13 protein-coding genes are annotated in these 14,588 nt (G+C 73.9%); 9 read left to right on the top strand and 4 right to left on the bottom strand.

Annotation, left to right across the window (positions count from 1 at the left end; genetic code table 11):
• Window positions 1–36 precede the first annotated feature (36 nt).
• Window positions 37–939 carry a TAXI family TRAP transporter solute-binding subunit gene (locus tag ABZ297_RS42810; RefSeq protein ID WP_355358937.1) on the bottom strand — a complete coding sequence of 301 codons (903 nt, stop codon included), beginning with the start codon at window positions 937–939 and terminating at the stop codon, window positions 37–39.
• A gap of 32 nt (window positions 940–971) precedes the next feature.
• Here ABZ297_RS42810 and ABZ297_RS42805 point away from each other — a divergent pair, with 32 nt between their 5' ends.
• Window positions 972–1,718 carry a Mut7-C RNAse domain-containing protein gene (locus tag ABZ297_RS42805; protein WP_355358934.1) on the top strand — a complete coding sequence of 249 codons (747 nt, stop codon included), beginning with the start codon at window positions 972–974 and terminating at the stop codon, window positions 1,716–1,718.
• Between the two features lie 10 nt (window positions 1,719–1,728).
• Here the strand turns inward: ABZ297_RS42805 and ABZ297_RS42800 are convergent, their stop codons facing one another.
• A complete protein-coding gene (locus ABZ297_RS42800) occupies window positions 1,729–5,244 on the bottom strand; it encodes a WD40 repeat domain-containing serine/threonine-protein kinase (RefSeq protein ID WP_355358931.1) in 3,516 nt (1,171 codons plus the stop codon).
• Window positions 5,245–5,302: 58 nt separating this feature from the next.
• Between ABZ297_RS42800 and ABZ297_RS42795 the strand changes: the two genes are divergently transcribed.
• The 8 genes from ABZ297_RS42795 (at window position 5,303) to ABZ297_RS42760 (ending at window position 13,066) form a co-directional block, all read left to right on the top strand.
• The gene (locus ABZ297_RS42795; protein ID WP_355358928.1) at window positions 5,303–7,864 is read left to right on the top strand and encodes a BTAD domain-containing putative transcriptional regulator; all 2,562 of its coding nucleotides are present in this window, start codon (window positions 5,303–5,305) and stop codon (window positions 7,862–7,864) included.
• 172 nt (window positions 7,865–8,036) lie between these two features.
• Complete coding sequence (locus ABZ297_RS42790) at window positions 8,037–8,339, top strand: urease subunit gamma (RefSeq protein ID WP_355358925.1); 303 nt, start codon at window positions 8,037–8,039, stop codon at window positions 8,337–8,339.
• Window positions 8,336–8,647 (top strand): urease subunit beta, encoded by a 312-nt coding sequence (locus tag ABZ297_RS42785; protein ID WP_355358922.1) that lies wholly within the window; start codon window positions 8,336–8,338, stop codon window positions 8,645–8,647. Before ABZ297_RS42790 ends, ABZ297_RS42785 begins: the two co-directional genes overlap by 4 nt.
• Window positions 8,640–10,346, top strand: a complete 1,707-nt coding sequence (locus ABZ297_RS42780; RefSeq protein ID WP_355358919.1) for an urease subunit alpha — start codon at window positions 8,640–8,642, stop codon at window positions 10,344–10,346. The genes ABZ297_RS42785 and ABZ297_RS42780 overlap by 8 nt, the downstream gene beginning before the upstream one ends.
• Window positions 10,347–10,353: 7 nt before the next feature.
• Complete coding sequence (locus ABZ297_RS42775; protein ID WP_355358916.1) at window positions 10,354–11,034, top strand: urease accessory UreF family protein; 681 nt, start codon at window positions 10,354–10,356, stop codon at window positions 11,032–11,034.
• Between the two features lie 13 nt (window positions 11,035–11,047).
• Window positions 11,048–11,779, top strand: a complete 732-nt coding sequence (gene ureG, locus ABZ297_RS42770) for an urease accessory protein UreG (RefSeq protein ID WP_355358913.1) — start codon at window positions 11,048–11,050, stop codon at window positions 11,777–11,779.
• A 14-nt stretch (window positions 11,780–11,793) separates the two neighbouring features.
• Window positions 11,794–12,597 carry an urease accessory protein UreD gene (locus ABZ297_RS42765; RefSeq protein ID WP_355358910.1) on the top strand — a complete coding sequence of 268 codons (804 nt, stop codon included), beginning with the start codon at window positions 11,794–11,796 and terminating at the stop codon, window positions 12,595–12,597.
• Window positions 12,598–12,601: 4 nt separating this feature from the next.
• Window positions 12,602–13,066, top strand: coding sequence for a hypothetical protein (locus tag ABZ297_RS42760; protein WP_355358907.1), 465 nt, complete (start codon window positions 12,602–12,604; stop codon window positions 13,064–13,066).
• Between the two features lie 6 nt (window positions 13,067–13,072).
• Here the strand turns inward: ABZ297_RS42760 and era are convergent, their stop codons facing one another.
• Window positions 13,073–13,999, bottom strand: a complete 927-nt coding sequence (gene era / locus ABZ297_RS42755; protein WP_355358904.1) for a GTPase Era — start codon at window positions 13,997–13,999, stop codon at window positions 13,073–13,075.
• Window positions 13,999–14,475, bottom strand: a complete 477-nt coding sequence (locus ABZ297_RS42750) for an NUDIX domain-containing protein (protein WP_355358901.1) — start codon at window positions 14,473–14,475, stop codon at window positions 13,999–14,001. The genes era and ABZ297_RS42750 overlap by 1 nt, the downstream gene beginning before the upstream one ends.
• Window positions 14,476–14,588 lie beyond the last annotated feature (113 nt).

Genomic DNA, 14,588 nt, shown 5'->3' with positions numbered 1-14,588 from the left:
GTCTACGGCTGACCCGGCCGTGGAGCCACGGCCGGGTCAGCCGTAGACCGACCTGTAGTAGCGGGCGGCGCCCGGGTGGAGCGGGACGACCCCGGTGCCGATCGCGTAGCGCTTGTCGAGGCGGCCGCCGGGCGCCGAGGGCGCCTGGAGCCGGTCGCGGGCGCGGAAGAGCGTGTCGGTGACCGTGTAGGCCACCTCGTCGGGCAGCCCGTCGCGGCACATCAGGTAGCTGGGCGTGCCGACCGTCGAGACCGGCTTGGCCGCGCCGTACACGCCCACGGGCACCGAGGCGTGCTCGTAGACCGGCCCGTACGTGCGGCGCAGCGTCGGCACCAGCGTCTCCAGCGAGAGGAGCCTGATGTCGCCCAGCGAGGCGAGCGCGGGTGTGGGGACACCGCCCGACCAGAAGAACGCCTCGATCTCGCCGTCGTCGAGCGCCTTGACCGACTCGTCGAGGCCCAGCCTGGAGACGCGGGCGGGCGTGCTCAGCCCGGCGGCGGCGAGCACCCGCACGGCGGTCACCGCGGTGCCCGAACCTTCTACGCCGATCGACAGCGGCCGGCCGGCGAGATCCTTGGGGTGCTGGATGTCGGAGGTCCTGCGCACGACGAGATGGACGTAGTTCATGTACACCCTGGCCAGCGCCGAGACCGGCTGATGCCGGACGCGGACGGCGTCGTCGGCGCTGTCGGCCAGCGCGAAGCCGAGGTCGGCCCGCCCGTCGGTGAGCATGGCGAGGTTCTGCACGCTGGCCGCGGTCGCCAGCACCTGGACGGTGAACCCGACGTGGCGCAGCTCGACCGCGAGCCGGTCGCCGAGCGCCCCGTACGGCCCGCCCGCCAGCCCGGTGGCGAGCCGCAGCGGCGGCCGCCCCGCACCGGCCCCCGAGCAGCCGCCCACCCCGAACGCGGCGAGCGCGAGGAACGAGCGGCGGGACATTGGCACAGGTTCACGTTATCGGGTCCAGCAGAATGGACGATGTGACGGAAAGGGACGCGTTTCTCCACATAGCCCCAGAGTTGATCATGTTCCTGCCGGTGAGCCGGCGCAGGGAATCGCAGCCGATCACCCCTGACGGCTCCTCGACGCTGGGCCACCACGTGGAATCGGTCGGCATCCCGCTGACGGAGGTCGGCCCCATGACGGTCGGCTCCTGCGGCGTGAGCCCCTCCTACCTGCCGGAACCCGGAGACGTGGTGCGCGTCGAGGCGGTGCCCAGGCCGCAGCAGCTGCCCGCCGAGCCCCGCTTCCTGCTCGACGTGCACCTGGGCACCCTGGCCCGCCGCCTGCGCCTGCTGGGCATCGACACGGCCTACCACAACGACATGGACGACCCGTCGCTCGTGATCCAGGCGAACGAGGAGCACCGCGTGCTGGTCACCCAGGACCGCGGCCTCCTGCGCCGCCGCGCACTCTGGCTGGGGGCCTACGTCCGCGGCTCGCGCCCCGACGACCAGCTGCGCGACCTGCTGGGCCGGTTCGCCCCGCCGCTGCGCCCCTGGACGAGGTGCACGGCCTGCAACGGCGAGCTGTCGCCGGTGTCCAAGCACGAGGTGGCGCCCCTGCTGGAGGCGGGCACCCGGCGCACCTACGACGTCTACGGCCGGTGCCATGACTGCGGCCAGATCTACTGGCACGGCGCGCACAGCGAGCGCCTGCGCCACATCGTCCGCTCGGCGCAGGAGTGGGCGGGGAGCCACGGCGCGGTCCGCCCTTGAGCTCCGGGTCCTACGGCGCGGTCCGCCCCTGAGAGCGGGCGCACACCTCGAAGGGGTCGGCTTCGGGAAGGAACTGGCGCCACTCCTCGGACGTCAGCGTGCGGGCGGCTCTGCGGCAGACGGCGCCGGTGATCTCATCCCCGTCGAGAGGGTGCTCGCGGACGACGCCGTCGGGGGTGGCGCTGTAGAGCACGCGGCTGTCACCGCTGAAGGCCAGGGCGACGTGGCCCAGGGAGGGGCCCTCCTTCTGGCCGTCGAACACGAGGCCGAGCGGCTGCCTGGCCTGGACGTCCCAGAGCCTGACGCGGTCGCCGACCTCGTAGGTGGCGATGGTCCGCCCGTCGGGCGACCAGACCAGCGCCTCGACGTCGCTGCCCGTGACCGGCGGGAAGGCGGCGACCTGTGCCCTGAGGGCCCCGTCCCACAGGGTGATGCTGTCGGGCCCGGAGACGGCCACGAGCCTGCCGTCAGGGCTGAAGGCGTAGGCGCCCGACAACCGGCCGGCCTCGCTCGCGACCGGCAGCCGGGCGCCCGTCGCGGGGTTGACGGCCTGGGGAGGCGCGCCCGCGAGGAGCAGCCTGCCGTCGGGCCGGAAGGCGAGCCCGGCTCCCCGGCGCACGTCCGTGCGGGTGACCGCCCCCATGGCCAGGTTCCACAGCTCGACCGGCTCGGAGACGCCGTCGGAACCGGAGGGCGCGACCGCCAGGGTGCGGCCGTCGGGGCTGAACGCCAGTTCGTCGACGTTCCTGGCAGCCGTCGGGGCCGCGACCCGGCTGAGCGTCCTGCCGGAGACCGGATCGACGACCCGGACGCCCGTCTCGTCTCCCACGGCCAGCCGCGTGCCGTCGGGGCTGACGGTGAACGTGGCCTTGCGGCCGGCGGGGACGGGCGGCCCGAGCGGGCGGGCGTGGGCCGGGGCGTCGAGGCCGGGCGGGTGGGTCGTGGTCACGTCCCAGAGCCGCACCTGACCGGGGGTGACGAGCCCGAGCGCGCGCCCCTGCCGCGACAGGACCGCGACGCCGTCGGGCGCCCCCGGCGTGACCGGCGGGTCGAACAGCGCGGAGACGTCCACGGTGTACACCGTTCCCTCGTCCGACAGGTAGCGCAGGGCGTGGTCGGCCTGGTCGAAGTGGAGATCGCTGACGGGCGCGTGGAAGTCGCGCTGCAGGACGATCTGCCAGCCCTGGCGGCGCCACACCGTGAGTTTCTTCATCCACGTCCAGGCGGCGACGTAGCGTCCGCCGAACCCGAACTCCACGCTCGCCCCTGCCTCCATGCTGAAGTCGCCGCCCAGGACGCTGCCGAACGGGACGCTGAACACCCGCATCCGGGTCTGGCCGGGGGTGGGCAGGTTCTCGGTGATCGCCATCGCCCTGCCGTCGTCGCTGAACCTGACGTTCAGCGTGTCGGCCTTGTCGGGCAGCCCGGGAACGGGTAACCGTTCGCCGCTGCGCAGGTCCCACAGCTCGTCCTGGCCCCTCCCGCCGCTGGACACGACGCCGAGGCGACGGTCGGGGGTTACCGCGTCCAGGCTCGCGCCCGATCCGGCCAGCAGCCGCCGGCGCGTCGCGACGTCCCACCAGTGCTCGACCGACGCGCTGCCCTCCGGCACCGACAGCGTGCGCCCCGCCCGGTCGAAGGCGAGTTCGCCGCTTTCGCCCGCGGGCACGCCGAACACGCCGCCGATCGGGGTACCCGCGCTGACGTCCCACAGCCGCACACCCTGGGCGTCCTGCACCGCGAGGGTGCGTCCGCCGGGGCTGAGCGCGGCCTTCGTGACGCCCTCGCCCACGCCGGTGAACTCCGCCAGCCGCGCGTGCGCGCGCACGTCCCACACCCTGACCCGCCCGGCCAGCACGGAGGCCAGCACGCGGCCGTCGGCGTCGAGCGCGTAGAGGGTGCCGTCGGTCGCGTCGGGAGGGGTGAAGGCGTCGCTGAGCGGGTTGGACAGCGACTCGTAGAGCGCGCCGCGCGGCTCCGGGGCCTCGGGGTCCAGGTGCCGGCCCGCCACGCTCAGCAGCCGCGCGAGCCGGGGGTCGACATCACGCAGGGTTCCCGCGCGCAGCGCCAGCGACCTGGCCAGCGCGGTGTCACGCTGGCTGTCGACGACTTCGCGCCGGTACTCGGCCAGCCCGATTCCGCCGAGCGCCGCCACCAGCAGCACCGCGAGCGCCGCCGCGAGCAGCCCGCGTCGCCTGGACTGCCGCCTGGACTGCTGGGAGGCGGCGTCGAGGAACTCGCGTTCGCGCCTGGCCAGGGTGAGGTCCCTGCGCTCGGAGGCGGCCCACTGGAGGGTGCGGTCGAGGGGGGAGCCGTGCAGCAGGTCGCCGGGCTTCCTGCCGTTGCTGTCCCACAGCTCGGCGGCGTCGGCCAGGCGCCGGTGCACGGGCAGGCCGTCGCGGTTGTCGGCCACCCACGAGCGCAGCCTCGGCCAGGCCTGGATCAGGCCCGGCTTGGCCAGCTCGTACGCCTCCCCGGTGCGGGTGACGAGCCCGGCGGAGGCGAAGAACTCCAGCATCGCGTCGACGGCCTCGGTCTCTGGCAGCTCGGCGCGGGTGACGGGCCTGATCGAGGCGTCACCGTCGATCATGCGCAGGAGCACCTCGGGGACGCTGGCCCGCTCCTCCTCGGAGAGCTCGCCGTACAGCTCCTCGGCGATCGCGCCCAGGTCCGGCTCGGCCGTGCCCGTGAGCGGGCCTGCCAGCTCGCCGCCGCGCGAGAGCGGGTCGCCGCCGTCGCCGATCAGGCCGAGCAGCACGTCCCGGGCCGCCGGCCGCTCCGCCGGGTCTCCGGCCAGCGCGGACGCCACCAGCGCCCCCAGCGGCTCGGGCAGCCCAGCCGTGTCGGGGCGGAAGCCGAGCACGCTCGTCGCCACCGCCATCGGCTCGCCGGCCTCGATCGCGTCGGCCCCGCGCGCGGCGAACAGCACCACCAGCGCCCACGCCCACAGGTCGGCCGCGCCCGTCGCGCCGCGCCCGGTGAACACCTCCGGCGCCATGTAGTTGGGCGTGCCCATGACCGGCCCCGTCGTGGTCGGCCCGACCTCCCGGGCCACACCGAAGTCGATCACCCGCGGCCCGTCGGGGCCGAGGATGATGTTGTCGGGCTTCAGGTCGCGGTGGACGATCCCGGCCTGGTGGATGGCGGTCAGCGCGGTCGCGACGCCGATGGCCAGCCGCCGCAGCGTGTCGCCCTCGTACGGCCCGCCCTCCGTGATCACCTGCCGCAGGTTCGGCCCGGGGACGAACTCGCTGACGATGTACGGCTCGGCGTAGGGCTCGGCCACCCCGACCCTGGCCTCGAGGACCTTGGCCGTGCAGAACGAGGCGACCCGTTCGGCCGCCGCCGCCTCCTTGGCCAGCCTGGCCCGCGACTGCGCGTCGTCGAACCTCGGCACCTTGACCGCGACGCGCTCGCCCGCCGGGCCGTACGCCTCGTAGACGACGCCCTGGCCGCCCGCGCCCAGCCTGCCCGCGAGCCAGTAGCGGCCCAACCGGTGCGGGTCGGAGGGAGTCAAGGGAGCCATCAGGTGTGTAATTCTGGACGAGATCTCCTTCTGCGAGGAAGGCCCTGAGGAAGGCTCTGTGGAATTTCGCATCATGGGTCCGTTGGAGGTGCGCGACGGCGAGGTCGACCGCACCCCGTCCGCACCCAAGCACCGCGACCTGCTGGCGATGTTCGTCCTCAACGCCCGCCGCCCGCTGACCGTGGGGCGGCTGCGCGGCCTCATGTGGCCGCGCGAGGGCGGCGACCGCTCCGACTCGCTCGTGCGCGGCTACGTCGGCCAGTTACGCCAGCTCGTCGGCAAGGACGTGATCACGACCGTGTCCGGCACGTACACGCTGGCCATCGGCGAGGATCAGCTCGACGTCGACCGTTTCAGGTCGCTCGTGCAGCGGGGGGCGTACGAGGAGGCGCTGGCGCTGTGGCGCGGCCCGGCGCTGGAGGACCTCGACCCCGACGGCGAGCGCTGGGTGGAGACGCGGCGGCTGCGCGAGGAGCTGGGCGAGCTGCGGCTGCTGGCGCTGGAGCGCAAGGTCCAGGCGGGCCTCGACAGCGGGCGGCACCGCGAGCTGCTGGCCGAGCTGCGCGGGCTGAGCACCGAGTACCCGCTGTGGCAGCGGTTCCGCGGCCAGTACATGCTCGCGCTCTACCGCAGCGGGCGGCGCACCGAGGCGCTGGACGCGTACGCGGCGCTGCGCGAGCGGCTCGACGACGGACACGCCGTCGAGCCCGACTCGGAGCTGCAGCTGCTCTACCACCGGATGCTGCACGACGACGTGTCGCTGCACGTCTCAGCGGGCCCGCCGGTGCTGCTGCCGCACGACGTGACCGGCTTCACCGGGCGCGAGGAGCTGCTCGACCAGGTGATCGGCGACCAGGTGGTGGTGCACGGCCAGGCGGGGGCGGGCAAGTCGGCGCTGGCCGTGCACGCCGCGTGGCGGCAGCGCGAGCGCTTCCCCGACGGCATCCTCTACGCCGACCTGCGCGAGACGACCGCGCCCTCGGCGGTGCTTGAGGACTTCCTGCGCTGGCTCGGCTGCCCCGCCCAGGCCATCCCGGCCGCACTCGACCAGCGGGAGCGGCTGCTGCGCGCGTACGCGGCCAACCGGCGGCTGCTGGTGCTGCTCGACAACGCCGCCGACGAGGCGCAGGTGCGCCCGCTGCTGACCGCGTGCCCGACCGTGATCACCAGCCGCTCCTCGCTGGGCGGCCTGACCGAGGCCACCCGCGTGCCGGTGGGCGTGCTCTCCCCCGACGACGCCCTCGACCTGCTGGTACGGAGTTCGGGCCGGGACGCCGACGCGTCCATGCGCAGCCTGGCGCGCTTCTGCGGCGGCCTGCCGATCGCGCTGCGCATCGCCGGGGCCCGGCTGGCGGCCAGGCCGGGCTGGACCGTCGACTACCTGGTGGAGTTGCTGGAGGACGAGCACGAGCGGCTCGACCGGCTGCACGCCGGCGACCAGGCCGTGCGCAGCGTGTTCGCCATCGGCTACGACGACCTGCCCGAGCGGGCCAAGCAGACGCTGTGCGGGCTCGGCGCGCTGTCGGCTCCCGACTTCGCCGACTGGATGGCGGAGCTGTGCGGCGGGCAGGCGGAGGCGCTGGTCGACGCCGGGCTCCTGGAGGCCCACGTGGTGGACGTGGCGGGCCAGCTCCGCTACCGCCTGCACGATCTGACCCGGCTGTTCGCCAGGGCGCAGCCCGCGCCCCGCGCCCTGCCCGGCCTGGTGGAGGTCGTCCTGGCCAGGGTCCAGGCGTCCCGCTTCTCCCTGGTCTCGGGCGACCCGGCGACGGCCGTCGCGACCAGGGACATCAGGGAGTCGGTCGAGTGGCTGGCGGCCGAGCGGGCCTTCCTGGTCAGCCTGGTCGGCGACCTGCACACGGCGGGTCTCGACGACGGCTGCTGGCGGCTGGCGCACCTGCTGGCGCCGTACCTCGAACGGCACCGCTACCTCGACGACTGGCGGCGCGTCACCGGGCCGGCCCTCGGGTCGGCCCGCCGTGCGGGGAACGTGCGCGCGGAGGCGCTCGTCCTGCGCGACCAGGGCGACCTGCACCTGGCGGAGCGCGACTGGGACGCGGCGCACGACCGGCTCAGGCTCGCGCTCGGCATGTTCCTGCGCGAGGGCCGCACCAGGGACGTCAACCACACCAGGCGCAGGCTCGGCCACGTCCACCTGGAACGCGGCCGCCTGGCCGAGGCCGAACGCGCCCTGCTGACCTGCCTCGACGCGGCCGACAACCAGCGCGACGCCGCCGACGCGCTGCGCGTGCTCGGCGCGGTCCTGCACCGCGCCGGACGCCTCGACGAGGCCGCCGACCGCCTCTCCACCGCCATCAAGCACCTGGCCGAGCTGGGTGACCGGCACAGGCAGGCCGACACGCTGCTCGAGCTGTCCTCGGTGCGGCTGGCGCAGGACGCGATCCCCGAGGCGCGGGAGGCCGCGGAGCAGGCCAGGGGCATCGCCGTCCGCCTGGGCGACCGGCTCCTCGACGCCCACGCCCTGCTGGCCCTGGCCCGGGTGAACCGGGCCGAAGGCGCTCAGGAGCGAGCCCGCGAGCTGGCGGCCGCGGCTCTGGCCGCCTTCGAGGAACTGGCCGACGAGACCGGCAGCGGGCAGGCCCGCTCGCTGATCGAGTGAGGACGTCCCCCGCAGGCTCGGCCGGTGATCGGCTGAGGACGTCCCGCGCGGGCTCGGCCAGCGATCAGGTGAGGACATCCCGCGCGGGCTCGGCGGGTGATCAGGTGAGTCGGAAACCGACACGACATCGGCCTGCAATCTTGTGGAAACGGCCGGTTCCTATCGTCCGGCCATGCGGCTAACCCCACACGAGCAGGAGCGGCTGCTCATCCACGTCGCGGCCGGGGTCGCGCGCGACCGGCAGGCCAGAGGCCTGCGGCTGAACCACCCAGAGGCTACCGCGGTCATCGCGTCCTTCCTGATGGAGGGGGCACGTGACGGGCGGTCGGTGGCCGAGCTGATGGAGGCGGGGCGGTCCGTGCTCGGACGGGCCGACGTCATGGAGGGGGTGCCCGAGATGCTGGACTCCGTCCAGATCGAGGCGACCTTTCCCGACGGCACCAAGCTGGTCACCGTCCACAGGCCCATCCCGTGATCCCCGGCGAGTACGCCCACCCCGACGGCGGCATCCCGCTGAACCCGGGCCGGAAGCGGGTGACCGTGCGCGTGGTCAACACGGCCGACCGGCCGGTGCAGGTGGGGTCCCACTACCACTTCGCCGCCGCCAACCCCGCCCTGGAGTTCGACCGGCCCGCCGCCTGGGGGATGCGGCTGGACGTCCCCGCCGGAACCGCCGTCAGGTTCGAGCCCGGCGTCGAGCGGGACGTCGCCCTCGTCCCCATCGCGGGGAACCGCGTGGTGCCGGGGCTGCGGCAGGAGTGGGCGGGGCCGCTCGATGCGTGAGATCTCCCGGGCCCGCTACGCCGCCCTGTACGGCCCCACCACCGGCGACCGCGTCAGGCTCGCCGACACGGACCTGTTCGTCGAGGTCACCGACGACCTGTCGATGGGGCCCGCCGGAGCGGGCGACGAGGCGGTGTTCGGCGGCGGCAAGGTCATCCGCGAGTCCATGGGGCAGGCGCGCGCCACCCGGGCCGAGGGGGCGGCCGACCTCGTCATCACCGGAGTGGTCATCCTCGACCACTGGGGCGTCGTCAAGGCGGACGTGGGCGTCCGCGACGGCCGGATCTCCGCCATCGGCAAGGCCGGCAATCCCGACACGATGGACGGCGTGGACCTGGTCATCGGGCCGTCCACCGAGGTGCTCGCGGGCAACGGGAAGATCCTCACCGCGGGGGCGGTCGACTCGCACGTCCACCTCATCTGCCCGCAACTGCTCGACGAGGCCATCGGGTCGGGAGTGACCACGATCGTCGGCGGCGGCACCGGGCCCGTCGAGGGCACCAAGGCGACGACCGTCACCGGCGCCTGGTACGTCGCCAGGATGCTGGAGGCGCTCGACGCGTACCCGCTGAACTTCGCGCTGCTCGGCAAGGGGAACACGGTCAGCGCCGAGGGGCTGCGCGAACAGCTCGCCGCGGGCGCGTCGGGGTTCAAGCTGCACGAGGACTGGGGGTCCACGCCCGCCGCGATCGACGCCTGCCTGAGCGTCGCCGACGCGAACGGCGTGCAGGTGACGATCCACACCGACACGCTCAACGAGGCCGGGTTCGTCGAGTCCACCTTGCGGGCCATCGGCGAACGCACCATCCACGCGTACCACACCGAAGGCGCCGGCGGCGGGCACGCCCCCGACATCATCCGGGTGGCGTCCTTCCCGAACGTGCTGCCCTCCTCCACGAACCCGACCAGGCCGCACACCGTCAACACGCTCGACGAGCACCTCGACATGCTGATGGTCTGCCACCACCTGAACCCGTCGATCCCCGAGGACCTGGCCTTCGCCGAGTCCAGGATCAGGCCCGCCACCATGGCGGCCGAGGACGTCCTGCACGACCTGGGGGCGATCTCCATGATCGGCTCCGACTCGCAGGCGATGGGCCGCGTCGGCGAGACGATCATCCGGACCTGGCAGACCGCCCACGTCATGAAGCAGCGCCGCGGCCCGTTGGGCGGGCCCGCCGACAACCTGCGCGCCCGCCGTTACGTCGCCAAGTACACGATCTGCCCGGCGGTCGCGCACGGCCTCGACGCCGAGCTGGGCTCGGTCGAGGTGGGCAAGCTCGCCGACCTCGTCCTGTGGGACCCGGCGTTCTTCGGCGTCAAACCCACCCTCGTTCTCAAGGGCGGCGTGGTCGCCTGGGCGCAGATGGGCGACGCGAACGCGTCCATACCGACGCCGCAACCGGTCCTGTCGCGGCCGATGTTCGGCGCGTCACCGGCCACGGCGTCGGCCACCTCCCTGCACTTCGTCTCCCCCATGTCCCTGGACGCGGGCCTGGCCGACCGGCTCGCGGTCCGCCGCCGTCTCGCGGCCGTGTCGGACGTCCGCGCGAGGGGCAAGTCCTCGATGCCTATGAACGACGCCCTGCCCGACATCCAGGTCGCCCCCGACACCTTCGAGGTGCGCATCGACGGCGACCTCGTCGAACCGGCTCCCGCCGCCGTCCTGCCGATGGCCCAGCGCTACTTCCTGTTCTGAGGCCGCCGTGAACCCCGCGCTGCTGCTCCTGACGGACTCCCGGCTCCCGGCCGGGGGGCACGCCCACTCGGGCGGCACGGAGCAGGCGGTCAGGACGGGGGCCGTCCACGACGTGCCGTCGCTGGGGAGCTTCCTCAGGGGGCGGCTGGCCACCTCGGGGCTGGTCGCCGCAGCCCTCGCGGCCACCGCCTGCGCAGCAGCACCGGCCGCCGCCGAGCCGTCCGTGTGGGCCGGTCTCGACGGCGAGGCCGACGCGAGGACGGCCTCCCCCGCACAGCGGGACGCCTCCAGGACCCAGGGCAGGCTGCTGCTGCGGGTGGCCCGGCGGGTGTGGCCGTCGCCGGTGCTCGACGACCTGGCGCGGGACGTCCCGAACGCCCATCACCCGATAGCCCTGGGAGCGGCGGCGCACGCGGCCGGCGCCTGCCCCGAGGACGCCGCCCTCACGGCGGCCTATCACGCGATCACTGGCCCGGCCACCGCGGCGGTGCGGCTGCTGGGGCTCGACCCGGTGGCCGTCCACCGGCTGCTGGCCGACCTCGGCCCCGACCTGACCGACACCGCCGCGCAGGCCTGCCTCGCCGCCGACCCGACCCGGCCCGGCCGGTTGCCCGCGCACTCCGCCCCCGCGCTCGACCTGCTGGCAGAGCAGCACGCGCGGGCCAGAACCAGGCTGTTCGTCTCCTGAGGAGGGACCTCGTATGGGCGCCGTTCACGACGACCACCACCACGCCCCGGACGGCCGCGGCAGAGCGCTGCGGCTCGGCATCGGCGGGCCGGTCGGCAGCGGCAAGACGGCACTCGTGGCGGCGCTCTGCCGCACCCTCGGGACGTCGTTCAACCTCGGCGTGGTGACCAACGACATCTACACCACCGAGGACGCCGACTTCCTGCGCAGAGCCGGAGTACTCGCCGAGGAACGCATCCTCGCCGTCGAGACCGGCTGCTGCCCCCACACCGCGATCAGGGACGACATCGCCGCCAACCTCGACGCGGTGGAGACCCTCGAGGCGCGGTTCGGCCCGCTGGACCTGGTGATCGTGGAGAGCGGCGGTGACAACCTGACCGCCACGTTCAGCCGCGGCCTCGCCGACAGGCAGATCTTCGTCCTGGACGTGTCGGGCGGCGACAAGGTGCCGCGCAAGGGCGGCCCCGGCGTCACCACCGCCGACCTGCTGGTCGTCAACAAGACCGACCTGGCCCCGCTCGTCGACGCCGACCTGGACGTGATGGCCCGCGACGCGGCGGCGGTACGCGGCGACAGGCCGGTGCTGTTCACCTCCCTGAGGCAGGACCGCTCCGCCGCCCCGGTCGCCGCCTGGGTGGCCGACGAGGTGACGTCCTGGCGGCACACCTCCAGCCCGGCAGGCCCGGCCGCCTTGGCCAGTGGAGGGACGCCCGCCGTGCAGGTGGCCGGTGGGCCTGGCGCGTGATGCGTGCTCGCGCTGTGATCGCCACCAGCCTGGCGGCTGACGGGCGGACCGTCCTGTCACGGCTGCTGTCCGCGCCGCCGCTGACGCTGCGCCAGACGGGGCCGCACGCGGTCCGCCTGGTCTCCACGGCCGCGGGCCCCCTCGGCGGCGACGACCTGGAACTACGCCTGGACCTGGCCCCCGGCACCACGCTGGACGTCGGCTCGGTCGCCGCCACGCTGGTGCTGCCGGGCGACGGCGAGTCCAGCATGCGGATCACGGCCACCGTCGGCGAGTCCGCCGTGCTCCGCTTCACCCCCGAACCGACCGTCCTGGCCGCCGGATGCGCCCACCGCACGCACGTCCAGCTGGCGCTGGCGGAGAACGCGCGGGTCCTGTGGCGCGAGGAACTCGTCTTCGGCAGGTACGGCGAAACGCCGGGCCGCTGCCACGCCCGCTTCGACGCCACCCTCGCCGGACGTCCCCTGCTCAGGCAGGAGTACACGGTCGGCGACCCACTCCTGGACCGCTCCCCGGCCGTCTACGGCGACGCCCGCTGCATCGGCACCGCCCTCCTCACCCTCCCCTCCATAACCACCTCTGCCGGGGAGGAACAGGCTGTGGGAAGCCCTCCCGAGGGAAGCCCGACCCAAAGCAGCCCCACTGGCGGGAGGCTGGACCAGAGTGTCCTGGGTGACGGGGTTGCTGTGCTGCCGCTTGCCGGGCCCGCTGTGCTGGTGTCCGCCCTGGCCGGGGACGCTGTGGAGCTCCGGCAGCGGCTGGAGTGGGGGGAGTCCGTGGTTGCGCCTGGAAGGCGGGCCGAAGCCGTCCTATGGTGATCGTGTGGACCTTCAGCCCGCGCCGCGGCGGCGCGCGACGCGTCGCGGCTACGCGCTGGCCGTCCTGGTCGCCGGGGCGGTGCTCGCGATCTGCGCCGTCCTCCCGTGGGCGGGCATCCAGGCGAGCAGCGACCTCATCGGCGGCGGCGTGACGCGCAGCCTGCGCGGCACCGACGACAGGTTCGGCATCTACACCCTGGTCGCGGGCCTGGCGGCGGCCGCGCTCGGCCTCGCGGGGACGCTGTCGCGGCCCCGGCTGGCCGCTCTGGCGATGATCCCGGGAGCGCTGGCCGCGGTGGTGCTGGTGATGTTCATCAGCGACCCGAAGGACGTGGGCGACCGGATCTCCATCGACCTGGGCGGCCTGCTGTCGATCGAACCGGTCATCCAGTACGGCTGGTGGGCCGCGCTGGCCAGCTCGCTGGCGGTCGTCGTCCTGGCGGTGCTGGCGCTGGTCGGCCGCCGATGACTCCGATCAGTCGTAGAAGCCGAGCCTGCGCAGCTGCTTCGGGTCGCGCTGCCAGTCCTTGGCGACGCTGATGCGCAGGTCCAGGTAGACGCGGCTGCCCAGCAGGGCCTCGATCTGCTTGCGGGCCCTGGTGCCCACGTCCCGCAGCCGCTCGCCCTTGTGGCCGATCACGATCGCCTTCTGCGAGGGGCGCTCGACGAACATGTGCGCGTAGATGTCCAGCAGGTCGTCGCGGCCCTCGCGTGGCAGCATCTCGTCGACCACCACCGCGATCGAGTGCGGCAGCTCGTCGCGGACCCCCTCCAGCGCCGCCTCCCTGATCAGCTCGCCCACCAGCACCTGCTCGGGCTCGTCGGTGAGCTGGCCGCCCTCGTACAGCGGCGGCGACTCCGGCAGGTGCTCGATCAGCACGTCGCCGAGCACGTCGAGCTGCTCCCCCGACTGCGCGGAAACCGGGACGATCGCCGCGAACTCGGCGATCTGTGACAGCGCGAGGAGCTGCTCGGCGATCCGATCCCTGGTGGCCAGGTCGCACTTGGTGACCACGGCCACGACGGGGGTCTTCTTCACGGCCGAGAGCTTGTCGGCGATGAACCGGTCGCCCTTGCCGATCGGCTCGTTGGCCGGGACGCAGAAACCGATCACGTCCACCTCGGTGAGGGTCGACAGGACGAGGCTGTCGAGCCGCTCGCCGAGCAGCGTGCGGGGGCGGTGCAGGCCGGGGGTGTCGACGATGACGATCTGGGCGTCGGGCCGGTGCACGATGCCCCTGATGGCCCGCCGGGTGGTCTGCGGCTTGGACGAGGTGATCGCCACTTTCTGGCCGACCAGGGCGTTCATCAGCGTGGACTTGCCGACGTTCGGCCTCCCTACGAAGCAGGCGAATCCGGCACGATGGCTGTCTGGCGAGGTCACCAATGCATTCTCGCCCATCAGCGGCCCTGGTCACGCCACCAGGCGAACACCTCGGGCAGGACGTGCGGGGTCCACGGGGTCATCGTCAGCCCGTCGAGGTCCTGCTCGGTCACCCAGCGGGAGTCGTTGATCTCCTCCCCGTCGGGGGTGGGCGTGCCGGCGACGACCACGCAGGCGTAGACCGCGATCACGTAGGCCACCTGGTGGCCGTTGGGGTAGACGGTGCGGAAGTCCGGCCCGCCGTACACGCCGACCAGGCCGCGGACGGCGACGTCGATGCCGAGCTCCTCCCGCAGCTCTCTGACCACGGCGTCCTGGGGGCGCTCGTCGGGGTCTACGCCGCCTCCCGGCGCCGCCCACACCCCGGTGTCGCCGTGCCGGGCCACCAGCAGCCTCCCGGACGCGTCGAACACGCAGCCGCACACGGACGGCAGCATCAGCAGGTCGGTTCCGACCTTGGCCCGCAGCCCGGCCAGGAACGGCGACATCGCCATGCGAGCCCCGTCAGTTCCGCAGGGTGCCGTCGGGGCCGGCCACGAGCAGCGCCTTGACGCCCAACTCGGCCGCGACCGCCTCGTCCGCGGCCGACGGCCCCTCGCCGAGATCG

It is taken from the genome of Nonomuraea sp. NPDC005983, from assembly GCF_040614375.1.
In the GTDB taxonomy this organism is placed as follows: Bacteria; Actinomycetota; Actinomycetes; order Streptosporangiales; family Streptosporangiaceae; genus Nonomuraea.
The sequence above is the reverse complement of the archived record's forward strand: the minus strand, read 5'-3'. Positions and strand labels throughout refer to the sequence as shown.

What these genes read in the sequence shown, in the direction of transcription:
- ABZ297_RS42790 (WP_355358925.1), top strand. Translation starts at nt 8,037, where the DNA reads ATGCGGCTAACCCCACACGAGCAGGAGCGGCTGCTCATCCACGTCGCG.
- ureG (WP_355358913.1), top strand. Translation starts at nt 11,048, where the DNA reads ATGGGCGCCGTTCACGACGACCACCACCACGCCCCGGACGGCCGCGGC.
- ABZ297_RS42805 (WP_355358934.1), top strand. Translation starts at nt 972, where the DNA reads ATGGACGATGTGACGGAAAGGGACGCGTTTCTCCACATAGCCCCAGAG.
- ABZ297_RS42780 (WP_355358919.1), top strand. Translation starts at nt 8,640, where the DNA reads ATGCGTGAGATCTCCCGGGCCCGCTACGCCGCCCTGTACGGCCCCACC.
- ABZ297_RS42810 (WP_355358937.1), bottom strand. Translation starts at nt 939, where the DNA reads ATGTCCCGCCGCTCGTTCCTCGCGCTCGCCGCGTTCGGGGTGGGCGGC.
- era (WP_355358904.1), bottom strand. Translation starts at nt 13,999, where the DNA reads ATGGGCGAGAATGCATTGGTGACCTCGCCAGACAGCCATCGTGCCGGA.
- ABZ297_RS42800 (WP_355358931.1), bottom strand. Translation starts at nt 5,244, where the DNA reads ATGGCTCCCTTGACTCCCTCCGACCCGCACCGGTTGGGCCGCTACTGG.
- ABZ297_RS42750 (WP_355358901.1), bottom strand. Translation starts at nt 14,475, where the DNA reads ATGGCGATGTCGCCGTTCCTGGCCGGGCTGCGGGCCAAGGTCGGAACC.